The 23,767-nt window shown below is 72.8% G+C and carries 19 protein-coding genes; 17 read left to right on the top strand and 2 right to left on the bottom strand.

The genetic code is table 11. The annotated features are described in order from the left end of the window. The coding region (locus LLG88_05990) for a hypothetical protein (GenBank protein ID MCE5246458.1) at nt 1-254 on the top strand (254 nt) is incomplete at its 5' end. 112 nt (nt 255-366) lie between these two features. On the opposite strand, the gene LLG88_05985 is transcribed toward LLG88_05990, so the two are convergent. Further along, on the bottom strand, nt 367-1,341 hold the full coding sequence (locus tag LLG88_05985; GenBank protein MCE5246457.1) for a hypothetical protein: 975 nt from the start codon (nt 1,339-1,341) through the stop codon (nt 367-369). A gap of 104 nt (nt 1,342-1,445) precedes the next feature. Here LLG88_05985 and rnc point away from each other — a divergent pair, with 104 nt between their 5' ends. From rnc to LLG88_05965, 4 genes are read left to right on the top strand one after another with little or no spacing between them, the layout of a single operon-like run. After that, entirely contained in the window at nt 1,446-2,192 is a 747-nt protein-coding gene (gene rnc / locus LLG88_05980; protein MCE5246456.1) for a ribonuclease III, read from the top strand. Between the two features lie 44 nt (nt 2,193-2,236). Then, nucleotides 2,237-3,769, top strand: a complete 1,533-nt coding sequence (locus LLG88_05975) for a phenylalanine--tRNA ligase subunit alpha (GenBank protein MCE5246455.1) — start codon at nt 2,237-2,239, stop codon at nt 3,767-3,769. Continuing rightward, complete coding sequence (gene pheT / locus LLG88_05970) at nt 3,757-5,586, top strand: phenylalanine--tRNA ligase subunit beta (protein MCE5246454.1); 1,830 nt, start codon at nt 3,757-3,759, stop codon at nt 5,584-5,586. Before LLG88_05975 ends, pheT begins: the two co-directional genes overlap by 13 nt. A 39-nt stretch (nt 5,587-5,625) precedes the next feature. Beyond that, nucleotides 5,626-6,495, top strand: a complete 870-nt coding sequence (locus LLG88_05965; protein ID MCE5246453.1) for an alpha/beta hydrolase — start codon at nt 5,626-5,628, stop codon at nt 6,493-6,495. A 97-nt stretch (nt 6,496-6,592) separates the two neighbouring features. Here LLG88_05965 and LLG88_05960 read toward each other — a convergent pair whose 3' ends face one another. Next, entirely contained in the window at nt 6,593-7,183 is a 591-nt protein-coding gene (locus LLG88_05960) for a hypothetical protein (protein MCE5246452.1), read from the bottom strand. 188 nt (nt 7,184-7,371) lie between these two features. Between LLG88_05960 and tssK the strand changes: the two genes are divergently transcribed. The 12 genes from tssK to tssH form a co-directional block, all read left to right on the top strand. After that, nucleotides 7,372-8,703: a type VI secretion system baseplate subunit TssK gene (gene tssK / locus LLG88_05955; protein ID MCE5246451.1), complete on the top strand. Its 1,332-nt coding sequence runs from the start codon at nt 7,372-7,374 to the stop codon at nt 8,701-8,703. A gap of 52 nt (nt 8,704-8,755) precedes the next feature. Then, the gene (locus LLG88_05950; protein ID MCE5246450.1) at nt 8,756-9,616 is read left to right on the top strand and encodes a DotU family type IV/VI secretion system protein; all 861 of its coding nucleotides are present in this window, start codon (nt 8,756-8,758) and stop codon (nt 9,614-9,616) included. Beyond that, complete coding sequence (locus LLG88_05945) at nt 9,616-12,921, top strand: hypothetical protein (protein MCE5246449.1); 3,306 nt, start codon at nt 9,616-9,618, stop codon at nt 12,919-12,921. Before LLG88_05950 ends, LLG88_05945 begins: the two co-directional genes overlap by 1 nt. An 8-nt stretch (nt 12,922-12,929) precedes the next feature. Then, nucleotides 12,930-13,838 (top strand): type VI secretion system-associated protein TagF, encoded by a 909-nt coding sequence (locus tag LLG88_05940; protein ID MCE5246448.1) that lies wholly within the window; start codon nt 12,930-12,932, stop codon nt 13,836-13,838. Between the two features lie 79 nt (nt 13,839-13,917). Then, nucleotides 13,918-15,567: a type VI secretion system protein TssA gene (gene tssA / locus LLG88_05935; GenBank protein ID MCE5246447.1), complete on the top strand. Its 1,650-nt coding sequence runs from the start codon at nt 13,918-13,920 to the stop codon at nt 15,565-15,567. A gap of 53 nt (nt 15,568-15,620) precedes the next feature. Continuing rightward, complete coding sequence (gene tssB, locus LLG88_05930) at nt 15,621-16,112, top strand: type VI secretion system contractile sheath small subunit (GenBank protein MCE5246446.1); 492 nt, start codon at nt 15,621-15,623, stop codon at nt 16,110-16,112. A 56-nt stretch (nt 16,113-16,168) separates the two neighbouring features. Further along, on the top strand, nt 16,169-17,647 hold the full coding sequence (gene tssC / locus LLG88_05925; protein MCE5246445.1) for a type VI secretion system contractile sheath large subunit: 1,479 nt from the start codon (nt 16,169-16,171) through the stop codon (nt 17,645-17,647). Nucleotides 17,648-17,705: 58 nt separating this feature from the next. After that, nucleotides 17,706-18,194: a type VI secretion system tube protein Hcp gene (gene hcp, locus LLG88_05920; protein ID MCE5246444.1), complete on the top strand. Its 489-nt coding sequence runs from the start codon at nt 17,706-17,708 to the stop codon at nt 18,192-18,194. A gap of 56 nt (nt 18,195-18,250) precedes the next feature. Further along, a complete protein-coding gene (gene tssE / locus LLG88_05915; protein ID MCE5246443.1) occupies nt 18,251-18,661 on the top strand; it encodes a type VI secretion system baseplate subunit TssE in 411 nt (136 codons plus the stop codon). A gap of 6 nt (nt 18,662-18,667) precedes the next feature. Further along, complete coding sequence (gene tssF, locus LLG88_05910; GenBank protein MCE5246442.1) at nt 18,668-20,422, top strand: type VI secretion system baseplate subunit TssF; 1,755 nt, start codon at nt 18,668-18,670, stop codon at nt 20,420-20,422. Next, nucleotides 20,419-21,387 carry a type VI secretion system baseplate subunit TssG gene (gene tssG, locus LLG88_05905; GenBank protein MCE5246441.1) on the top strand — a complete coding sequence of 323 codons (969 nt, stop codon included), beginning with the start codon at nt 20,419-20,421 and terminating at the stop codon, nt 21,385-21,387. The genes tssF and tssG overlap by 4 nt, the downstream gene beginning before the upstream one ends. A gap of 16 nt (nt 21,388-21,403) precedes the next feature. After that, the coding region (gene tssH / locus LLG88_05900) for a type VI secretion system ATPase TssH (protein MCE5246440.1) at nt 21,404-23,767 on the top strand (2,364 nt) is incomplete at its 3' end.

Raw genomic sequence — 23,767 nt, 5'->3', positions numbered from 1 at the left:
TGTGGGACGAAGCGGCGCGGTACGCGGCCGCCCGGCGCGACGCGATGCGGGAGTTCGGCGCCATGTCGTTCTTCCGCGGCGCGGGGGCGTTCGTCGGCCTGCCCGCCGGGCACGCGGCCACCGCCGCCGGTCCGTGGACCGCCCCGGAGCGGGATGAGGTCGCGCTGGCCTCGGACTGGCTGGCCGTCGGCGCGTTCCTCGGCGCCGCCATCGAAGAGGCCCGAGCCTCGCGCATGTCTGTCTTTGGACGTTGAAAGGCAAGGGGGCGCCGTGTCCGTGTCGGGAGGCAGGCGCGGTGGCGGCGCCTTTGTTCCGACGACGTGATCGGCGCGCCAGCCTCCCCTACGCGCGACGCCGGCGCCGGGGTCAGGGGGCGAGAGGGTCGATCGGGAAGTCGCCGCGGATCGGGATTACGCGGGCCTCGAGGACGCGGCCCTTGTCGTCGAGGGCGACGCGGCCGAGGCGGAGCCCTTCGGCGCCGAGCCAGAAGAGCTGCGTCGCGCCGACCGCGCGCGGCGCGGGCTCGAAGTAGGTGCCGGCCGAGGAGGCGACGACGTCGATGCCCGGCACGGTCGCGACGAGCTGCTCGAGGTCGCGGTAGTCGAGCGACGAGACGAGGACGACGTGGTCGTACTCGCCGCGCCGCCGCTCCATCTCCGCGCGCACCGCGGGCGCGGCAGGGACGGTGACGATCGTCCCGACGTCCGGCGCGCCGAAAACCTGCGACGGGCGATGCGGCGCGGCGCCGACGACGAGCCAACGCCCCGCGCGCGTCTCGAGCACGATCGACGCCGGCAGCGCGGCGCGTCCCGTCTCGTGCACGACGACGTTCGCCGCGACCAACGCCGGGCGCTGCGCGTTCGTGGCCGCGCCGGCGCCGGTCGTCGACGCCTCGCGCGCCAGAGTCGCCGGTCCCGGCGTCCGCAACTCCGCGTCGCCGATCGTCGCCGCGCGGTAGCCGACGCGCGCGTACAAGGCGAGCATCTCGTCGAACGAAACGGCGACCTGCTCGTTGTGGAACGGGCCGTTGTCGCCCGCCGCGAGCCAGATCCGTTCGACGTTCGGCGCGCGTTGCGCGAGCCAGCGATCGAACGCGGGGCGGTACTGCGCTCCCCCGGCGCGGCCGTTGCACCCTTTCGGCTTCGCGTAGCCGAAGTCTCCGCCGGTCAGCAGCAACACGGCGCGCGTCTCTGAAGGCAGAGGCGGCCACGCGGCGGAGACGTCGGACGTCGGCGCCGCGGCCGTGGACGTTCGCTCCGCGGGCGCGGACGTCGGCGGCGCGGCGAGCGCCGGCACGACTGCGAAGAACAGCAAAAAAATGCGGAGCAATGCACCACTCATAGGGGGCAGTATGCCCGAAAACCTCGCTTCGGACCGCGCGTGAGCATCGACTGGATGGTAAACTGCGCCCCGCTGTTTGGGGGGGAGGCTCGAGGCATACAACATTGACTGAAGAGAACAAGAACAGGCCTCGGCGCGAGACAAGTCAGCTGGAAAGGGCCCTGGATCATCGGTTCAAGCGTTCCGACCTGCTGCGTCAGGCCTTGACCCATCGTTCCTACGCCCACGAGCACGGCGACGTTCCGTACAACGAGCCGCTGGAGTTCCTCGGCGACGCCGTTCTCGGATTCCTCGTCGCGGAACGCGTGTACCGTCGCCGCCCTCCGCTCAACGAGGGGCAGATGACGCGGCTGCGCTCCGTCCTCGTCGACGCCGACAGCCTCGCCGCGCTCGCGGAAGATTTCGGCGTCGGCGAGGAACTGCTTCTCGGACGCGGCGAAGAGGCGACCGGCGGACGGACGAAGAAGAACATCCTCGCGGACGCCTTCGAGGCGGTCGTCGGCGCGCTCTTCCTCGACGGCGGCGTCCGTCCCGTGCGCCGGCTCGTCGCGCGCCTCTTCGGCGACGCGATCGCCAACGCGGACAACGACGCCCACACCGACGCGAAGACCGAGCTGCAGGAGTTCGCGCAGGCCCAGGGCTGGTCGCTGCCCGAGTACCGGCTCGCCGAGCAGCGCGGCCCGGCGCACGCCCGCGAGTTCGTGATCGAGGTCGCCGTCAACGGCCACGCCTTCGGGTGCGGCGTCGGCAGCTCCAAGAAGCGGGCGGAGCAGACGGCGGCGCGGGCGGCGCTCGCGGCGCTGCGCGACGGCGGCGCGGCGAGCGGGCGCCCCTCTCCGATCGCGGGGTAGAATCGCCGCGCGCCGCGCCCCTGCGCGCGGCCGGAGGCGGTTCAATGGCGCACATCTTCCGGGCCGTGGAGGCCCGGGTTTTGACGGCGCTCGCGGAGCGCGGGCGGAACGTCCCCGTCGACGATCTGGCGAAAGAGCTGGGGCTCGACCAGAGCCCGGTCGCGGCCGCCGCCGCGGGGCTCGAGGCGCGCGGGCTCGTCGCGTTCGAGGAAGAGCGCGACGAAGAGCTGCGCGTCGGGCCGAAGGCCAAGGACTGGCCGAACGCGGAGTTCCCCGAGCGGCGCGTGGCCCGCGCCCTCGCGGCGCTCGGCGGCCGGGCGACGCTGCAGGAGCTTCCCGCCAAGAGCGGCCTCGAGGCGCGCGTCGTCGGCGAGTCGCTGCGCTGGCTCGGCGAGCGCGGCTGGGCGCGCAAGGACGGGCAGCAGGTGACGGCCGGCCCGGCGTGGAGCGGGGCGGAGCCGCCGCTCGACCCGGACGAGGAGCTGCTCGCGCGGCTCGATCGACAGGGCGCGACGCGGCGCGGCCCGCTGGCCGAGGCGCTGCCGCTCGACGCGGCGCTGGCCAGGCTGGCCAAGCGCTCCGGCGTCGTCGAAATCAAGGAACGGAAGCGCCGCCTCGCCGCGGCGACCGATGAAGGGAAGCGCGTCCACGGCGAAGGGATCGTCGTCCGCGAGGAGGCGAACGAGCTGACGACCGACCTGCTCGTCTCCGGCCGCTGGCGCGACGTCGACTTCCGCAGCTACGACGTGACGCTTCCCGGCCCGCAGGCGGCGTTCGGCAAGGAGCATCCGTTCCGGCGGATCCTCGAGACCACCCGCCGCGCCTTCCTCGAGATGGGCTTCGAGGAGACGCACTCGCCGTGGGTCGAGAGCGCCTTCTGGGACTTCGACGCCTTGTTCCAGCCGCAGGACCATCCGGCCCGCGACATGCAGGACACGTTCTACCTGTCGCGCCCCGCCTCCTGCGCGCTGCCCGAGGCCGACCTCGTGGACCGCGTGCGCCGCACGCACGAGAACGGCGGCGACACCGGCTCGATCGGCTGGCGCACGAAGTGGAACCCCGCGCTCGCCGAGCGGTGCGTGCTGCGCACGCACACGACCGCGAGCAGCGTGCGCGCCCTCGCCGCCGACCCGAACCCGCCGCGCAAGGTCTTCTGCGTCGGCCCGGTCTTCCGCCGCGAGGCGATCGACTACAAGCACCTGCCGGTCTTCCATCAGGTGGACGGCATCGTGATCGACGAGAACGCGTCGTTCGCGTCGCTGCTGACGCTGCTCGGCACGTTCTACCGCAAGATGGGCTTCCCGCGGTTCCAGTTCCGGCCGGCGTTCTTCCCCTACACGGAGCCGTCGGTCGAGGTCTTCGTCTGGATGGAATCGCGGCAGGACTGGGTCGAGATGGGCGGCGCGGGCGTCTTCCGTCCCGAAGTCACCGAGCCGCTCGGCTGCCGCGTGCCGGTGCTGGCGTGGGGCCTCGGGCTCGAGCGCCTGGCGATGTTCCGCTTCGGCCTTTCCGACATCCGCGACCTTTATCTGGCCCGTCTCGATTGGCTGAAGGAGACCCCGCTGTGCCGGTCGTAGCGATTCCTCTCGACGAACTGTTCGGCTACCTCGGGCGGGAACTTCCCCCGGAGGAGCTCGAGCTTCAGCTGCACCGTTTCGGCTCTTCGGTCGAAGGCTGGGCGACGGCGCGGCGCTGGCGCTGCCCGTCGTGCGGCGCGCTCTCCGAGTCGGGCGAAGGGGAGGAACTCGCGCCGCCGGCCTGCGACGGCTGCGGCGCCGACCTGCGCGACCCGGCGCGCCACGCGACCCCCGCCGGGGACGTGCGCGTGCTGCGGATGGAACTGCTCGCGGTGCGCCCCGATCTGTTCGATCCGGCCGGCCTCGCGCGCGGCCTCGCCGGGTTCCTCGGCGACGTCGCCGGCTCGCCGCGCTACGAGCTCGAACGCGGGCCGCTGACGCTGACGGTCGATCCGGGCGTCGCCGGGCCGGACACCTACCGCCCGCGCATCGTCGCGGCGACGGTCCACGGCCTGAAGTTCGACGACGCCAAGCTGCGCTCGCTGATGAAGCTGCAGGAGAACGTCCACTGGGCGCTCGGCCGCGACCGCAAGCTGGCCGCGATCGGCGTGCACGACTTCTCCAAGGTGACCGGCACGGCGTTCCGCTACCGCGCCGCGGCGAAGCAGGGGGGCGTGCGGTTCACGCCGCTCGGCTTCGACACCAGCGACCCGTCGCAGGCGCTCGACCCGGCGGAGATCCTCGCGCGCCATCCGAAGGGGAAGGCGTTCGCCCGGCTGCTCGAGAAGGGGAGCAAGGTTCCCGTGCTCGAGGACGAGAAGGGGAACGTCCTCTCCATGCCGCCGATCATCAACGGCGAGCTGACGCGGGTGACGCTCGACACCACCGACGTCCTGGTGGACGTGACCGGCCTCGAGGACCGGCACATCGACCGCGCGCTGAACATCGTCGTGACCAGCCTGCTCGAGGCCTGCCCCGGCAGCGCGGCGCGCAGCGTCGAGGTCCGCTACGCCGACGGCGCGCGGATCACCCCCGACTTCGCGCCGCAGGAAGTCGTGATCGACCCCGCGGCGGCCGGGCGGCTGATCGGCGTGCCCTGGACGCCGGACGAGGTGCTCGACCTGCTGCGGCGGATGCGGCACGAGGCGCGGCGCGAGGGGGACAAGATCCGCGTCTTCGTGCCGGCGTGGCGGGCCGACATCCTCCACCCGCGCGACCTCTTCGAGGACGTCGCGATCGCCTACGGCTACGACCGTCTCCCGGCGGTGGAGCTGACCTCGGCGACGTACGGCAAGCCGGATCCGCGCGAGGAGCGGCAGGCGCTCGCCCGCCGCGCGCTCGTCGGCCAAGGGTTCCTCGAAGTGATGACCCTCTCGCTCGTTTCGGCGGAAGCCGCGCGGCGCGGCGCGGACGGCGCCGAGCCGGTGACGATCGAGAACCCGGTGACGCAGGACCAGGCGGTCGTGCGCACGTCGCTCGTGCCGGGGCTGCTCGACACCCTCGCCGTGAACCTCGGCCACACCTACCCGCAGCGGCTCTGCGAGGTCGGCGTGGCCTGCTTCGTCGATCCGACCACGCCGACCGGCGGCGGCGAGAAGCTGCTCGCCGCGCTGGCGATCGCCGGCGACGGGCAGGGGTACGCGGTCGGCCGCTCGGCGCTCGACCAGTTCCTCGCCGAGATGGGCGTGCCCGCGGGCGCCGCGGTCTACGCGCCGAGCTCCTCGGATCTGTTCCTGCCGGGGCGCGGCGCGGAGGTGCGGCTCGGCGGGCGGACCGTCGCGCGCCTGGGCGAAGTCCATCCGGCGGTCCTTGAACGGCTCAAGTTCGTGCACCCGGTCGTCGTCGCCGAAGTGGAGATCGACGCGCTGGGCCAGTGAACCATGTCGCGCCGCAGGCGGCGCAAGGAGAGACCGAAGATGCGCGGAAAGCTGTTCGCGACGTTCTTTGCGCTGTTGTCCCTTGCGCCGCTCGCGCTCGCGGCGTCGCCGAAGCCGGGCGCGCCGGTGGACGGGGTCGTCCCGTCGTACGCCGACCGCACGCCGATCGCCTACCACGCCGAAGGGCAGGGGCGGCCGGCGGTCGTCTTCATTCACTGCTGGTCGGGGAACCAAGGCTACTGGAGCGGCGTGCTGCCGGAGGTGGCGAAGACGCACCGCGTCGTGACGCTCGACCTCGCCGGGCACGGCAAGTCGGGCCACGGCCGCAAGGCGTGGACGATGCAGGCCTACGCCGCCGACGTGAAGACGGTCGTCGAGAAGCTCGGCCTCGGCAAGATCATCCTCGTCGGCCACTCGATGGGCGGGCCGGTCGCGCTCGAGGCGGCGCGGATCATGCCCGAGCGCGTCGTGGGGATCGTTCCGGTGGACACCCTGCTCGACGCCGACGCGCGCGACCCGAAGGGGGAGGCGGAGTTCCTGGAGCGGATGAAGGCCGACCTGCCGGGGACGACGCGGCAGTTCATCCCCGCGATCTTCGGCAAAGAGGCCGATCCGCAGTTGGTGAAGCGCGTGGCCGACGAGATGGCTTCGGCCGATCCCGCCGCCGCGATCGGCTCGATGGAGTCGCTGATCGCCTACGACGAGGCGGCGGGACTCAAGGCGACGCGGGCGCCGATCAAGGCGATCAACGGCGACCGGCGCGCCGCGAACCTCGCGGCGAACCGCAAGTACCACCCGGACTTCGAAGCGCTGGCGATCGCCGGTTCGGGGCACTTCCCGCAGTTCGAGAAGCCGGCCGAGTTCCAGAAGGCGCTGCTCGAGACGCTGGCCGCGTTCCCGGCGCGCTGAACGGCGCGCGCGATTTCATGAAACAGGGGCCGCGCGGACGCGGCCCCTGTTCATTTTCAGGCGAAGCCGGCGACGACGCGCCGACGACGCGCTCCGCTCAGGCGCCGGAGCGCTTGGCCAGCTCGGCGATGAACGCCTCGCCGAAGTAGTGCTGGAAGAGGTCCTCCGGCGGGAGCGACGCCGCGTCGCCCTGCTTCGCCGCGACCTCGCGCAGCGCGTCCTTCGCCCCGAGCCCGAAGACCCGCTTGTGCTTCTTCGCCGCCGCGCGCGCCGAGGTCGCCTCGAGCAGCTTCGCCGCGCCCGCGGGGATCGCCGCGCGGTAGGCCTCGTTGAGGTCGATCAGGAAGCGGCGGTTCCGCTCCAGGCTCAGCTTCAGCCCCTCCAGCGCGCCGTCCTGCCCGGCGAGGAACGCCTGCAGCCGGTTGCCGATCATCTGGCTCGCCGTCTTGAGCTGCAGCGTGTTCATGCCGGGGCCGACGTTCAGCTCCATCAGGAAATAGGCCACGCCGGCGTCCACCGCCTGCGCGAAGCGGCAAAGCTCCGCGACCAGCGCGAGCAGTTCGGCCCGCTCCCGGTCCAAGCCTGCTTCCGGCGTCCCCGGACGCCCGTCCGCGATCGCCTTCAGCGTGCGGCGAAGCGCCTCCTCGAACGACTCGGCCTTCGCTCCCGTCTCGAGCGGCTCGTCCATTTCTTCCTCGCGCTTCCGCGGCGCCGAAAGCCGGCGCCGTTCGGTCCGCCGCTCCGCGGCGTTGTTGAAAGACTGTAGCAAAGCCGCGAAGGGCGCATCAACCGCCGAATATCCGCGGGAAAAAGCTTCCGCAAGCGGCCTTGGATGCGATATAAAGCGTCAACCACAGGGGATCCCGGAGGAAACGCATGAGCAAGTCGCGGCCCGTGCGCTGGAAGGAAGGGCTGTTTCTTCGCCCGCACCACTTCCAGCGGCACGAGTTGGACGCCGAAGGGCGCGTCGCGGCCCGTCTGCGCGCGCTCGCCCCGTTCGGCTGGGGCGTGGCGCGCGTCGAGGTCGATCCTGTTCCGCTCGACAACTTCCGGCTGGAGGTCGCGGCGCTCGAAGGCGTTCTGCCCGACGGCACGGTGATCGATCTGCCCGGCGCGGCGCGGCTGCCCGGACGGAGCTTCGAGGCGCTGATGGCCGAGGCCGGCCGGCCGCTCGACGTCTTCGTCGGCGTGCGGCGGCTCGACGAGCGTTCGCCGCAGACCGCCGAAGAAGACGCGGCCGACGGCGGCGCGCGCTACGTGGTGCGCCGGATCGAGGTCGCGGATCTCGAGACCGGCGGCGATCCGCAGACCGTCGAGTTCCTCGACCTCAACCTGCGGCTGATCTTCGGCGGCGAGCCGGCGGACGGTTTCGACCTGCTGCCGATCGCGCGCCTCGTGCGCACGGGCGACCGCGCGCATCCGGCGGCGCTCGACGCGCGCTTCGCGCCCCCCGCGCTGCTCCTCTCCGCCGCCCCGGCGATCCACGCCCCGGCCCGCGCCGTCGTCGAACGCCTGGCCACGGTGATGCGCGCCCTCGCCGACGTGCGGGGCGGGCAGGATCCCGCGGCCGCGCTGCTGCACCAGGCGCTCGGCGGCGCGCAGGCGGCGCTGCGCGAGCTCTGCCAGGACGGCGCCTGCCATCCGCGCGAGGCGTACCTCGAGCTGGCGCGTCTCGCCGGCTCGCTGCTCCACCGCGACGAGCAGGGACGCACGGTGGACGACATCCCGCCGTACGACCACCGCGATCCGGCGCCGGTCTTCGAGCGGCTGCGCCAGCTCGTCGTCGAGCTCTCCGAGCCGCTCTTCGCGCGCCGCTACATCCGCACCAAGATGGACCGCGCCGGCGACCTCTTCCGCTGCCTGATCCCGCCCGAGGCGAAGAAGGTCGGCGCGCGCCTGCTGATCGAGGCGAACGCCGCGGAGTCGGCGCCGCGGCTGCGCGGCCTCTTCGTCGCGGCGAAGATCAGCACCCCCGAGCGGGTCGAGACGCTGACCCGCCACGCCCTCCCCGGCATCTTCACCGAGCCGTTGTCCAGCCCGCCGCCCGAACTGCCGCCGGGGCAATCGGGCTCGTTCTTCCGTTTGCGCATCGAAGAAGGAACCGAATGGGCCTCGCACGGCCTGCCGGCCGACGAACTCGGGGCGTTTCTCCTTTCGTGCCCCGCCGACGTTTCGCTGGCCTTGGTGACCCTCCTCCCCGAGAACTGACGACGACGGCGCCCGTGGGCGCCCGCCGGCCCCCCGGCGAAAAGAGACAGCGATGGCCAAAGAGAGCGACGAGAAGAAGTTCGACTGGTCGGCGGCGAACGAAGACGCCGCGACCGGACCGATTGCCCGCGAGACCGCGCCGGCCGCGGCGCCGGCGGCCCCCGCCGCCGCGCCGCGCCAAGCCGCGCCGAGGCGCGCGGCGCGCCTTTCCGAGTTCACGACGCCGGTCTTCGGCTGCGCGGCGATGCTGCCGCGCGAGCCGGGAGCGCCGCAGCCGTCGTACCAGCAGTTCCGCGGCGAAGTGCTGCGGACGATGAAGCGGCTGGAGACCGAGGCCCCCGCGGCGGGGATCGAGCGCGAGGACGCGGAACTCGCGTCGTACGCCCTCTCGCTCTTCATCGACGAGCAGGTGGCGGAATCGGAATGGACCTCGCGCGCCCTCTGGGCGACCGAGCCGCTGCACGTCGTGCTGCAGAACGACGTCGCGGGCGGCGTGAACTTCTTCAAGAAGCTCGAGGCGCTCGGCGACCGGCAGGCGGAGGTCAAGCAGGTCTTCCTCGTCTGCCTCGCGCTCGGCTTCCGCGGCAAGTACGCGGAGCTCGACGCCGCGCAGCAGGCGGCCGAGATCGGCGCGATCCGCCAGCGGCTCGTCCGCTCGATCCAGGCCGCGCCCTCCGACGCGGCGCCGCTCTTCCCGGACGCCTACCGTCCGGCGCCGGAGGTCGCGCCGGGGAAGGCCCCGTGGCCGCGCTGGTGGCTCTACGCCGGCTTCGGGACGCTCGCCCTCTGCCTGCTGATCTGGCTCGTCCTCTTCTTCCACGCCGGCGGCGTCTCCGCCGACGCGGAGAAGGCGGTCCGCCCGCTCGTCCAGCAGTCGTCCGCGGCGTTCCTCGCCGGCGAAGGGAGGGCGTGATGTCCTGCCTCGCGCTCCTCGCGGCGCTTCCCGACGTCGCCAAGGTGAATCCCTCGATGATCGCGCTCGTCTGGCCCGCCGGCGTGGCGGTGCTGCTTCTCGCCCTGCTCGTCGCGGCGATCCTGCTCCGCCTGCGCCCCGCGGTCTGGCCGCTCGGCGTCGGCTTCGTGGCGCAGACGATCGGCGCGCTCTTGGTCTTCTTCCGCGTCTTCGCCTCCGGCTTCACGGCGCTCTGGATCACGATCGCGGCGATCGTCGTCGCCGTGCTGGTCGTCGTCGGCGTCTCGGTCTCGCGGCAGGTCCGCGCGCGGCAGCTCGAACGGAAGCTGCTGCAGGGGCTCTCCGACGCGCCGAGCGTGGACGAGCAGCAATTGGCGCGGCTGCGCCAGGACATGGCCGAGGCGCTCGACCTGCTGCGGCGCGCCGGGCGCGGCCGCGACGCGATCTACACCATGCCCTGGCTCCTCGTCGTCGGGCGCCCGCAGGCGGGGAAGACGGTCGCGATCAAGAACTCCGGCCTGCAGCTCCCGGTCCGGAAGGACTGGGTGAAGGGGGTCGGCGGCACCCACACCTGTGACTGGTTCTTCACCGACGAGCTGATCTTCCTCGACACGCCGGGACAGTGGGTCACCGAAGGGTCGGGGCCGAACGAGCGGCGGGTCTGGATCGAGCTGCTCCGGATGCTCCGCAAGAACCGCGGCGCGCGCCCGCTCGACGGCCTCGTCGTCGTCGTGCCCAGCGAAGACCTCGTCCGGCTGGACGAGGCGCAGCTCCGCGAGCAGGCGGGGAAGATCCGCGACGTGATCGACTTCGCCCAGGAGGAGCTCGGCTTCCGCTTCCCGGTCTACGTCGTCGTCAGCAAGTGCGACCTCGTGGACGGGTTCGTGGAGTTCTTCCGCGGCCTGTCGCCGGCGCGCAAGAACGAGATCCTCGGCTGGGCCAGCGCGCGCACGACCGGCGAGCCGGCGTCGATGGTCCGCGAGGCGATGGACCGCGTCTGCTCCGGCCTCGCCGCCTGCCGGCTGGAGTCGCTCGCCCGCGTCGCGTCGCGCCGTCAGGCGCGGCGGCTGTTCTTCTTCCCGGAGGAGTTCCGCCGCCTCGAGGCGCCGCTCGCGGCGTTCGCGTCGGCCCTCTTCCGCGACGACCCGTTCCACGAGGCGCCGCTCGCCCGCGGCTTCTTCTTCACCAGCGGCACGCAGGGCGAGGGGACGCCGCTCGGCCGCGCGATGGCCGAACTGGCCCGCACGCTCGGCGTGGCGCCGGCGGCGGCCGCCGCGGCGGACGACGAGCCGAAGCGCAGCTACTTCCTGCTCGACCTGTTCAAGAAGCGGATCGCCGGCGACGCGGGGCTCGTCTCCCGCACCTCGGGCGGCGGCTCGCGCGGCAAGCGCGCGGCGCTGGCCCTCTCGATCGCGCCGGCGGCGCTCGGCCTGCTGCTGCTGGCGCTGTCGCTCAACTCCCTCTCGCTCAACGGCTCGCTCTACCGCCAGGTGCAGGCCGACGCGCCGCGGCTCGTCGAGCAACTGCGGGCGACGGGCGGCTCGGCGGCCAAGGCGCCGGAGGCGCTCGAGGCGACCGGCAAGCTGGCCGACTACCAGCGGAAGCTCGCCGGCTTCTCGTTCTGGCGCGGCTTCGGCATGCGGCGCGCGGCCGAGCTGGGCGACCTGACCGGGCAGCTCTTCAAGCGCGGCTTCGAGGACGACGTCCTGAAGCCGACTCTCTCCGCGGCCGAGCGGATCGCGAGCGACAAGGGGCAGGGCTGCGTAGACCGCCTGGCGATGCTCGGCGCGGTGGCGAAGCTGCAGGTCGGCGGCGGAATGTTCAGCGACGGCGCGCCGACCGGGATCGAGAAGGCGTGGAAGCTCGACGCGGCGCGCGGCGCCGCGCCGGCGGCCGAACTCGCGCGGCAGTTCGCGGTCTACAAGGACGCCTTCGGCGGCGGGAGCCTTCCCGGCTTCTCGCTGCGGAAGGTCGGCGAAAGCATCAAGAACGACTGCTTCGGCCGCTCGGGCGGCTCGGCGCTCGAGGTCTACGTCGCCTTCCAGAACGCCTGCGAGGACAAGTCGGCCCCGGCCGACCTGCGCGAGTGCTACGCCAAGCTGAACGAGGCGCTGCGCGCCGGGCAGGCGTCGGGCGAGGCGCTGCAGACGAGCCTCGACGGCGTGAAGGAGAGCCTCGGCAAGCTCGCCGAGAGCAACTCGGAAGCGGCGTCGGTGAAGGCGCAGCTGGAGTCGGTGCAGGCCGCCTCGGCGAAGTCGAACGAGTGCGTCGGCACGTTCGCCAAGGAGGTCGCGCCGCTGATCAACGAGTACGGCGCGCAGGACGAGTTGGTGGACCAGTGCCGCGAGGAAGTGAAGTCGGCGCGCGATCCGGCGGCCAAGCAGGCGAAGCGGGACGACGTCCTGCGGCAGCAGGGTTCGGACCTCAAGCCGAAGGAAGACGCCCTGCGGCAGAAGATGGGCGACTTCAGCGACAAGTGCCGCAACGCCGTGCCGGGGCTGTCGAAGCTCGAGGTCGGCGTGCTCAAGCGCGTCACCGAAGGGTACCGCCGCACCGCCTGCCTCGACCTCGGCAGCCAGTGGGGCGACGTCGCCTCGACGTTCGGGGCGCTGAACGGCAAGTTCCCGTTCGGCGGCGGCGCGAACGCGCCGGTGGCCGACCTCAAGTCGGTCGTGGACGTCTTCGGCGGCGCCACCGGCTTCGCGGTCAAGTTCCGCGAGGCGACGCAGGGGAAGGGGCTCACCCCGGCCGCGCAGCGCTGGCTCGACCAGGCCCTCGCGCTCTCCAAGGTGCTGTTCGAGGAAGGGACCGACACGCCCCGCCCGCTCAAGCTCCGCCTGACCCTCTCGGGAAAGAAGTTCGATCCGTCCGACCTCGAGAAGAAGCTGAAGGTCGAGCCGATCGTGATCCGTCTCGGCGAGGGCGACGAGCTGTCGTGGCGCGAGGGGGATCCGGCGACGCGCGAGGCGACGGTGGAGCTGTTCGGCTCGCGGGCCAGCGAGGTCGCCTCGATCAGCGCCGTCCTCGCCCAGCGGAAGGGGTTCCTCGGGCGGACCTTCGGCAGCGCCTACAAGGAAGGGAAGCCGTTCGAGATCGCCTCGACGTCCGGCTCGTGGGCGCCGCTCAAGCTGCTGCAGAAGGGGGGCGCCGGCCAGACCGTGTCGTTCTCCTTCGAGCCGCCGCTCGACAAGAAGGGCGGGAAGGTCACGCTCGAGTTCAACGTCGAAGGGGGAGACGTCGCGCGCCTGATCCAGTTGATGCGCGGCGGCTTCCCGCCGCCTCCCGCGCAGGGCGCGGGGGAGTGAGCCCGGCGGTGACGGACGGTCTCGCGCTGGCCTGCTACGGCAAGCTGCCGTTCTGGCCCGAGTACCTCGAGGTGGGGCTGGTCTCGCCGGGCGCCCGCGCGCTCAAGGACTGGCTCCACCGCGGCGCCGAGCAGGCGCGGCTCGACGCGAGCGGGCCGGTCGGCGGACCGGGGCCCGACGTCCGTCGCCGGTTCTTTCTCTTCGGCGTGCCCGGGGGCGGCGAGCTGATCGCCGGCCTGATCGCGCCGAGCGCCGACCAAGGCGGGCTGCGCTCGTTCCCGTTCGCCTTGGTCGCGCAGTTCCCGCGGCGCGACTTCGGCCGGCAGTACGCGCTCGCGCCGCTCGCGCTGGCGCAGACGTGGGGCGCGCTCGAGGAGTGCCGGCGCGTCGTCGCCGCGGCGCCCGACCGGGACGCCTTCGTCGAGCGGCTCGCCGGCTGCCGCGCGCCGCGTCCGCTGCCGCGCGAGGCGGTGCGCGGCTTCTTCGACGCCTGGCTCGCCGAGCGCGCCGAGGGGCTGCTCGCCGCCGAGGACGGCGCGGCGCTGGCGCGGCTCGACCGGGCGATGCCCCAGGTCGTCGCCGCGGTGGGCAGGGGCGAGGCCCCGCTGCCGCTCGTGCTGCCCGCGGGGACGAGCCTCGAGCAGGCGGCGTTCGCGGCGAGTTTCTGGCTCTCGCTGCTCAACGCGGATCTCTTCTGGCGGCGCTTCACCCCCGCGGTCTTCATCGACGCGCCGCTCGAGGACGGCCCGCGGCGGGCGACGTTCGTCGGCGAGGCGCTTCCTCCGGGCGACTACGCCGCCGCGCTCGGCGTTTCGGCGCGCGGCAGCTTCCGGCCCGCGGAGGACGGCGCCGCCGGCGCCGCGCCGGACGTGTGGCCCACGTTCCGCGCGATGTTCAAGCGTTGGAGCGGACGATGAGTGGACGCCGAGACCCGCGGCGTCTCGTTCCCGCGCGCGCCCCGCGGCGCCGCGCGGAGCTGTTTGGCGGAGATGCGCCGTGACTGACCTTCAGGGACTCGTCGAGCTGATCGCCGCGCCGATCTCGGCCGACGCGCCGGGCGGATCGTTCGCCCGCTACGAGGCCGAGTACGAAGCGCTCAAGGACGAGATCGACAAGCTCTCCTCGCCGTCGTCGGCGGGAGAGGCCGACTGGAACCGTGTCGTCGATCTCGCGCGCGCCATCCTCGGCAAGACGTCGAAGGACCTGCTCGTCGCCAGCTACCTCTGCGCCGCGCTGCTGCGGACCGACGGCTACGCCGGCCTCGCCGCGGGGCTCGAAGGGACGTCGCGGCTGGTGGACGAGCTGTGGCCGGCGCTGTTCCCCGAGGCGCACAAGCAGAAGGCGCGCGTCGCCGCGTTCGAGTGGCTCGCCGAGCGGCTGGCGATCGCGGTGCGCGGGCGCGCCGCGGCGCCGGACGAGGCGCAGGCGCTCGAGCGGTGCGCGGCGGCGCTCGATCGCCTCGACGGCGATCTGGACCAGAAGCTGTCGGGCGCCGGGCCCAGCTTCCGCGACCTGCTCGGCGCGCTGCGCGAGCGGGCCGCCGAGGCCGCGCCCGCGGCGCCGGAGCCCGAGCCCGCGCCGGTCCCCGCGCCGGCGGTGACGACGCAGCCGGTCGCCGTGCAGCGGGCCGCCGCGGCGCCCGCCGCGCCGGCGCCGGTCTACGAGGCGCCGCCCGCGGCGTCGGAGGCGGACCTCGCCTCGAGCGCCGGACGCGAAGAGGCGCTCAAGGACACCCTCGCCGGGCTGAAGAGCCTCGCCTCCGCGCTGCGGCGCGGCGACCCGAAGCTCCCGCTCGCCTACAAGCTGGCGCGCGTCGCCGCGTGGGGACGGGTGCGCGCGCTGCCGCCGCACACCGACGGCCGGACGCGCGTCCCGAACAACGGCGCGAACCCGCAGCTCGCGCAGCGGCTCGAAGGACTCGCCGCGCGCGGCGAGTGGGAGGCGCTGCTGGAGCAGTGCGAGGCGCAGTTCCCGCAGTCGGTCCTCTGGCTCGACCTGCAGCGGCTGGCGCTGCGAGCGCTGGAGGGGCTGGGCGCCGAGTACGCCGCCGCGCGCCGCGTCGTGCGCACGGAGCTGGAGGAGCTGCTATCCGCGTTCCCCGCGCTGCTCGACCTGCGCTTCGACAACGATGCCCCGTTCGCCTCGGACGAGACGCGGGCTTGGGCGCACGCGACGATCCTCGCCCCCGCGCCGGCGGCCGCGCCGAGCGCGCCGCGCGCCGCCGCGGCGGCGGGGGACCAGGACGCGCAGTTCGAGGAGACGCTGAACGAGGCGCGCGACCTCGCCCGCGACGGGCGGGCGGCGGACGGCTTCGCGCTGCTCGCCGGGGCGGTCGCCTCGGCCTCGTCGCGGCGGCGCGCCTTCGCGCGCCGGCTCGCCGCGGGGCGGCTGATGCTCGAGCTGCGCGAGGCGCGGCTCGCCCTCGCCCAAGCCGAGGCGCTCGACGAGGACCTCCGCTGCCACGGGCTCGACGTCTGGGAGCCGGCGCTGGCCGCGGAGGCTTTGGGACTGCTTCTGGCCTGCCACCGCGCGCTGCCGCGCGGGGGGGACGGCAAGAGTTCGCCCGACTCGGCGCGACGCGCCGACGAGGCGTTCGCGCGGTTGGCCCGCATCGATCCGGCCGCCGCGTTCGGATTCAAGGGGTGACGACGTAAGGCGACGCGCCGCCCCACAAGGCGGGCGGACACGAGGAGCGCACGATGGCCAACGAAGGAACCGTAGCGCCGCGCGAGCGGGTCAACATCACGTACAAGCCGGCCACGGGAGACGCGCAGGCCGAGGTCGAACTGCCGCTGAAGATGGTCATGGTCGGCGACTACACGCTCCGCGCGGACGAACGCCCGCTCGAGGAGCGGAAGCCGATCCGCATCGACAAGGACAACTTCGACGACGTCCTGCGGAACCAGAAGCTCGAGCTGGCGGTCAACGTGGACGACACGCTGTCCGGCAAGAAGGACGAGCAGATCGGCGTGCAGCTGAAGTTCGACTCGATGAAGGACTTCGCGCCGGAGGAAGTGGCGAAGCAGGTCCCGGAGCTGAAGCAGCTGCTGGAGCTGCGGGCCGCACTGCAGGCGCTCAAGGGGCCGCTCGGCAACCTGCCGGCGTTCCGGAAGAAGCTGCAGGCGCTCCTGGAAAGCGAAGCGGACGTGCAGCGCGTGCTGTCCGAGCTGGGCGCGGACGAGGCGAAGTGAGGCGTTTCGATCGCGGCGCGGGACGCGGGGGCGTCCGGCGCGCCGATGGGTGAGATATGGCCGAGAAGGAACAGCAGGCTCAGACCGGTCCGGGCGCCGAAGGGGATCTCCTGGACCAGATCATGGCCGAGACGAAGCTCCAGCCGACGGACGAGAGCTACAGCGTCGCCCGCACCGGGCTCGAGGCGTTCGTCCGCCAGCTGATCGACCGCCGCGCCGAGGCGCCGCGGGTCAACCAGAACCTCGTGAACGAGATGATCGCCGAGATCGACCGCAAGATGTCGAAGCAGCTCGACGCGGTGCTCCACAACGAGGAGTTCCAGCGGCTGGAGTCGTCGTGGCGCGGCCTGAAGATGGTCGTGGACCGGACCGACTTCCGCGAGAACGTGAAGATCGAGCTGCTCAACGTCTCCAAGGAAGACCTCCTCTCCGACTTCGAGGACGCGCCGGAAATCACCAAGTCCGGCCTCTACAAGCTGGTCTACACCGACAACTACGGCGTCTTCGGCGGCGAGCCGGTCGGGGCGATGGTCGCCAACTACAGCTTCGGCCCCGGCGCGCAGGACGTGCGGCTGCTCCAGAACTGCGCCGCGGTGGCCGCGATGTCGCACGCGCCGTTCCTCGCCGCGGGCGGGCCGGAGTTCCTCGGCGAGAAGGACTTCCTCAAGCTGCCGAACCTCAAGGACCTGAAGTCGATCTTCGAGGGGCCGCAGTATGCCAAGTGGCGTTCGTTCCGCGACAGCGAGGACGCGCGCTACGTCGGCCTGACGATGCCGCGCTTCCTGCTGCGGCTGCCGTACGGCCCCGAAACGGTGCCGGTGAAGGCGTTCGACTACCAGGAGGACGTTTCGGGGAACCACCAGAGCTACCTCTGGGGCAACTCCTCGTTCGCCCTCGCCTCGCGCCTCGCCGACAGCTTCGCCAAGTACCGCTTCTGCTCCAACATCGTCGGCCCCAAGGGGGGCGGCGCGGTCGAGGACCTGCCGGTCCACGTCTTCGAGTCGATGGGCGAGATGGAGGCGAAGATCCCGACCGAGGTCCTGCTCTCGGAGCGGCGCGAGTACGAGCTGTCCGAGGAAGGGTTCATCGGCCTCGCGATGCGCAAGGGCTCGGACAACGCCTGCTTCTTCTCCGCCAACTCCTGCCAGAAGCCGAAGAACTTCGGGCAGTCGAAGGAGGGGAAGATGGCCGAGGCGAACTACAAGCTCGGCACGCGCCTCCCGTACATCTTCATCGTCACGCGTCTCGCGCACTACCTGAAGGTCCTGCAGCGCGAGGAGATCGGCTCGACGAAGTCCCGCGCCGACCTCGAGCGCGACCTCAACAACTGGATCGGCCAGTACGTCCTCGACATGGACGCCGCGCAGCCCGGGGCCTACGCCAAGCGGCCGCTGCGCAAGGCGGAAGTGACCGTCTCCGACGTCGAAGGGGAGCCCGGCTGGTACAAGGTCGGCCTCAAGGTGACGCCGCACTTCAAGTACGAAGGGGCGTTCTTCGAGCTGTCGCTGGTGGGGAAGCTGGACAAGGCGAAGTGACGCGCCGGCGGCGCGGCGGGCTCTCGGCCCGCCGCGCGACGCCGCGGGAGAGACGACCATGGCCTACGAGTTCTACGTTTCGATCGAGGGGCAGAAGCAGGGGAAGTTCAAGGGCGAGAGCCCGCGCGAGGCGCACAAGGCCAAGCTGCCGGGCGTCCGCTTCTCCTACGAGTGCGTGAGCCCGCGCGACGCCAACACCGGCCAGGCCTCGGGCAAGCGCCAGCACCGCCCGGTGACCTTCACCAAGGAATGGGGCGCGTCCTCGCCGCAGATCTTCCAGGCGCTGGTCACGAACGAGGTCCTCAAGACCGTGCTGTTCGAGTTCGTGCACACGACCCCGGAAGGGACGGAAGAGGTCTACCACACCGTCAAGCTGACCAACGCCACCGTCTCCGGCCTGCAGCAGTTCGTCGGCGAGTCGGAGGAGGGAAACAAGGGCGAGCTCTACGCGACGCGCGAGCTCGAGACGGTCTCGATGACCTTCCAGAAGATCGAGATCGAGAACAAGGTCGGCAAGACGGTCGCGATGGACGACTGGCACAACTGAGTTCCGCCCGGCGGGGCCGCGGCGAGCGCCGCGGCCCCCGCCGCCTTCGGAAGACGATGAGCGAACGAAGCCTCTTCGAGCGGCTGAGAAGGCCGGAGCTGGAGCGCGAGCGGCGCGGCGCGGACCGTGCGTCCGAAGTGCAGGCGTCGGTGCTCGCGCACCTGCGGGCGATGCTGAACTCGCGCCAGGGGAACGCCCCCGCGGCGCCCGACTACGGCGTGCCCGACCTGACCGACCTCGCCCGCGGCTATCCCGACTCGGCCGCGTCGCTCGAACGGGCGCTGCAGCGCTCGATCGCCGCCTTGGAGCCGCGCCTCGCGTCGGTGGAGGTCCGCCTCGCCCCGCCCGAGGACGGCTCGTTGACGCTCGCCTTCGAGATCTCGGCCCGCCTCGTCGTCGGCGAGGGGCGCGCCGCGGTCGCCTTCGTGACCCGCGTCGGCCCGGACGGCCGCGTGGACGTGAGCTGACCCGCGATGTTCAACCGCTACTACGAAGACGAGCTGGCCTTCCTGCGCGAGATGGGCGCCGAGTTCGCGCGGGCGAACCCCGCCGCGGCGCCGTTCCTCGCCGAGCGCGGCGCCGATCCGGACGTCGAGCGCCTGCTCGAGGGGTTCGCCTTTCTCGCCGGGCGGATCCGCCAGAAGCTGGACGACGACTTCCCGGAGCTGACGCAGGCGCTGATGGAGCTGCTCTGGCCGCACGTCCTGCGGCCGCTCCCCGGCTTCACGATCATGCAGTTCGAGCCGCTGCCGCAGATGGTGCGGCGCGCGACGGTCGTGCCGCGCGGGGCCGAGGTCGCCGCGTCGGCGATCGAAGGGACCGTTTGCCCGTTCCGCACGACCGCCCCGGCGCGGCTGCTGCCGCTCTCGCTGGAGGACGCGGTCGTGGAGCGTCCCGCGGGTTCGGCGGGTCGGCTGCGCCTCGCGCTGCGTCCCTCGCCCGGCGCCAAGCCGGAGGAGATCGAGCTCTCGCCGCTTCGCCTGCACCTGCACGGCGACCCGGCGACGGCGTACGCGCTCTACCTCGCGCTGACGCGGCGGCTCAAGGGGGGCGCGCTCCGCGCCGGCTCGAAGGTCGTCGAGGTCGCGCCGCGCGGCGCGCCCGGCGGCTTCGGCGAGGACGAGGCGCTGCTGCCGTTCCCGGCGACGTCGTTCCCGGGGTTCCGCACGCTGACCGAGTACTTCGCCGCGCCGCAGAAGTTCCTCTTCGTGGACATCGTCAACCTGCCGCGCCTCGACGCGCTCGGCGACGTCGCGGCGGGGGAGTTCGAGCTGCTGCTCGAGTTCTCGGAGACCCCCGAGGGCGCGCTGCGCGCCGGCCCGGAGAACGTCCGGCTGCACTGCGCGCCGGCCGTGAACCTCTTCGCCGCCGACTCCGAGCCGCTGCGCGTGGACCACGAGAAGGTCGCCTACCGGCTGCGTCCCGCGGGGGTCGATCCGCTGCACGGCGAGGTCTTCTCCGTGGACGCGGTCGAGGGCTGGGTCCGCGGCAGCGCGGCCGCCCGGCCGTACCGCGCGTTCCAGTCGTTCGCGCACGTCGTCGAGCGCGCGGGCGAAGGGGGCACGGTCTACTACCAGGTCGAGCGCCGCGCCTCGCCTCTCGACGAGCGGGTGGACACGCTGCTCTCGTTCGTTGCCGGCGACGCGGCGCCCGCGCCGCCGCCGTCGGAAACGGTCGTCGCCAAGCTGACCTGCACGAACCGCGGCCTGCCGGCGCGGCTGCGGGTCGGCGACGTTTCGCGCGCGACCGACGGCTCGCCGACCTGCGCCCGCTTCCGCAACATCGCGCCGGTCACGCCGGGCTACCCGCCGCCGCTCGGCGGCGAGCTGCACTGGCGGCTGCTCTCGCACCTCGCGCTCTCCCACCGCTCGCTGGGGGAGATCGACGTCCTGCGCGGCCTCCTCGCGGTCTACGACCTGCCGGCGCTCTTCGACCGGCAGGCGGCGCGCCGTCTCGCGCTGCGGCTCGAAGGGCTGCGGTCGGCGCGGATCGTCGCCGAGGAGACGCTGCTGCGCGGCGCGCCGCTGCGCGGCTCGCGCCTCGAACTGCTCGTGGACGAGTCGGGGTTCGCCGGCGACGGCGAAATGCTCCTCTTCGGCGCGGCGCTCGACGAGTTCCTCTCCGAGTACGCCGCGCTCAACTCCTACTGCCGCCTCGCGCTGCGCGGGGCGAAGCAGGGCGAGACGTTCTCATGGCCGCCGAGACTGGGACGCCGACCGCTGGCGTGAGCGACGGCGACGAGAGCGCCGCGCGCCGCTTCTCCTTCTTCCAGCTCGTCTCGCTGCTGGAGCGGGGGGCGCCGCGCGCCGCGCGGCTCGGCGGCGCCGGGCCGGCGGCTCGCGAGGCGGTGCGCCTGCGCCCGCGGCTGACGCTCGAGTCGCCGGTTTCGGAGGTCGCGTCGGTCGGGCGCGAGGAGGACGAGCTCGGGCGGCCCCGCTTCGTCGTCGAAACCTCGTTCCTCGGCCTCTACGGGCCGAACTCGCCGCTGCCGATCCACGTCACGGAGGATCTGCTGAGCGACGAGGCCGAGGGGAACGACTCGCTCGTCCGCGGCTTCCTCGACCTGTTCAACCACCGGCTCCTCTCGCTCTTTTACCGCGCCTTCGCCCGTCATCGGCCGCACGCCGCGCACCGCCCCGACGGCGCGGACCCGGCGACGAGGCTGCTGCTGCTGCTCGCCGGGCTGGTGGAGGAGGACCGCGCGGAGCGGCTGCCGCGGCTGCTGCTGCTCCGCTACGCCGGGCTGCTCGCGCGGCGCGCGCGGCCGGCGGCGGCGATCGAGCAGGCGGTCAACGACTTCTTCCCCGGCGCGAACGCGCGCGTCTCGTCGTGCGTGCGGCGCTTCGCCGCGGTGCCCCCCGCGTCGCGGGCGCGGCTCGGCCTCGGCGCGGCGACGCTCGGCGCCGACGCGGTGGCGGGGGAGCGGATCGAGGACTGGACGGGGCGCTACCGGACGACGCTCGGGCCGCTGGGGCGCGAGGCGTTCGAGCGGTTCCTGCCCGAGGGCGCGGACGCCTCCGCGCTGGCGCAGCTCTGCGACTGCCTGTCGGGGGGCTTGTTCGAACGCGAGGTGGAGTTGGTGCTGCGGCGCGAGGAGATCCCCGCGCCGGTCCTCGGCGGCGACGCGCGGCTGGGGCTGACGAGTTGGCTGGGACGCCCCGCGGAAGACGGGCGCGTCGTTTTCGTCGGGTAGAGAGGGAGGCTTCGCGATGGCGGACGTCGATCACAGGCTGCTCGTCAACCGGCTCAACGGACACACGCGCGACCGGCTGCTCGCCGCGGCCGGCGCCGCGATGGGGCGCGGTCACTACCACATCACGGTCGAGCACCTGTTGTTGACGCTCCTCGACGACGCGCACGGCGACATGGCCCAGCTCGCGTCGCACTTCGATCTCGACGCGGCGAAGATCAAGCGCCCGCTCGATGCGGAGCTCGACAGGGACCGCTCGGGGAACACGGAGCGGCCGACCTTCCACCCGCGCCTGGTCGATCTGCTCCAGAGCGGCTTCCTCATGGCGTCGCTCGAGATGGGGCTCGGCGCGACCCGCTCCGCCGCGCTCGTCGCCGCGCTCGCGCAGTCGCCGGGGCGGTTCCTCGCCGCCGAGGTGGACGAGCTGGCGAAGATCAACGTCGACGAGTTCAAGAAGAACTGGCGGAAGATCCTCGGCGGTTCGGGCGAGGACGAGCCGGCGGCCGCGGGGGCCGCGGGCGGCTCGGCGGCGGGGGGCGAGGCGCTCGCCCGCTTCACGACGAACTTCACCGCCAACGCCAAGGCGGGGAAGGTCGATCCGGTCTTCGGCCGCGACGCCGAGATCCGCCAGGCGATCGACATTCTCGCCCGGCGGCGGAAGAACAACCCGATCGTCGTCGGCGACGCCGGCGTCGGCAAGACGGCGATCGTCGAAGGGCTCGCGCTGCGGATCGCCGAAGGGGACGTGCCCGACTTCCTCAAGAACGTCGAGATCTTCGGCCTCGACATGGGGCTGCTGCAGGCCGGCGCGAGCGTGAAGGGGGAGTTCGAGAACCGCCTCAAGGGGGTCATCGAAGAGGTCCGCGCGCGCGGCCGCGGCGCGATCCTCTTCATCGACGAGGCGCACACGCTGATCGGCGCCGGGGGCGCGGCGGGGACGGGGGACGCGGCGAACCTGCTCAAGCCGGCCCTCGCGCGGGGCGAGCTGCGGACGATCGGCGCGACGACCTGGATGGAGTACAAGAAGTACTTCGAGGAAGACCCGGCGCTCGCGCGGCGCTTCCAGCCGGTCAAGGTGGACGAGCCGTCGCCGGAGGTCGCGGCGGTGATGCTGCGCGGCCTGAAGGAAAAGTACGAGAAGGCGCACGGCGTGACGGTGCGCGAGGACGCGATCCTCGCCGCGGCGACGCTCTCCGCGCGCTACGTCGGCGGACGGCAGCTTCCCGACAAGGCGGTGGACGTGCTGGACACCGCCGCGGCGCGGGTGCGGATCGCCCAGAGCTCGAAGCCGGGCGCCGTCGAGGACGTGGAGCGGAAGATCCAGGACGTCGAGCGCGCGATCGCCGCGCTCGAACGCGACGCCGCGGGGGGCGCGGTGGTCGAGGCGGGAGCGGTCGAGGCGCGGCGCGCGGAGCTGGAGACGCTGCGCGGCCGGCTGGCCGAGGAGACCGAGCGCTGGAACCGCGAGCGCGCGGCGGTGGAGCGGGTCGTCGCCGCCCGCGGCGCGGCGGCCGCCGAAGGGGCCGCGCCGGAGACGCGCGGCGCGCTGGACGAGGCGCTGGCGGCGCTGAAGGAAACGCAGGGAAAGACGCCGCTGATCCCGCTGGAGGTCGATCCGGACGTCGTGGCCAAGGTCGTCGCCGACTGGACCGGCGTGCCGGTCGGCCGGATGGTCGGCGACGAGGCGGCGCGGCTGCTGTCGCTCGGCGAGGAGCTGAAGAAGCGGATCAAGGGGCAGGACCACGCGGTCGAGGAACTGGCCGAGTCGCTGCGCGCGGCGAAGACCGGGCTGCGCGACCCGGAGAAGCCGCTGGGCGTCTTCCTGCTCGTCGGGCCGAGCGGCGTGGGAAAGACCGAGACGGCGCTCGCCGTGGCCGACGCGCTGTTCGGCGGCGAGCGGTTCCTCGTCTCGATCAACATGTCGGAGTACCAGGACCGCGAGATGGGGATCTCCGGCCTCGTCGGCGCCAAGCCGGGCTACGTCGGCTACGGCAAGGGGGGCACGCTCACCGAGGCGGTGCGGCAGCGGCCTTACTCGGTCGTGCTGCTCGACGAGATCGAAAAGGCCTGCCCGGAGGTGCGGAACCTCTTCTTCCAAGTCTTCGACAAGGGGGAGCTGACCGACGGCACCGGCCGCACGATCGACTTCCGCAACACCGCGATCTTCATCTGCAGCAACCTCGGCTCGGCGGCGATCCAGGAACTCGCCCTGCGTTCGGAGAACCCGGACCCGAAGGCGATTCTCGAGCGCGTCCGCCCCGAGCTGTCGCGCGCGCTGCAGCCGGCGTGGCTGGCCCGCTGCCGCGTCGTGCCGTTCCTGCCGCTGCGCGGCGAGGCGCTGGCCTCGATCGTCGCGCTGAAGCTGGCCAAGCTGGCCAAGCGG

Source organism: bacterium (genome assembly GCA_021372775.1).
Taxonomy (GTDB): domain Bacteria; phylum Acidobacteriota; class Polarisedimenticolia; order J045; family J045; genus JAJFTU01.
The sequence above is the reverse complement of the archived record's forward strand: the minus strand, read 5'-3'. Positions and strand labels throughout refer to the sequence as shown.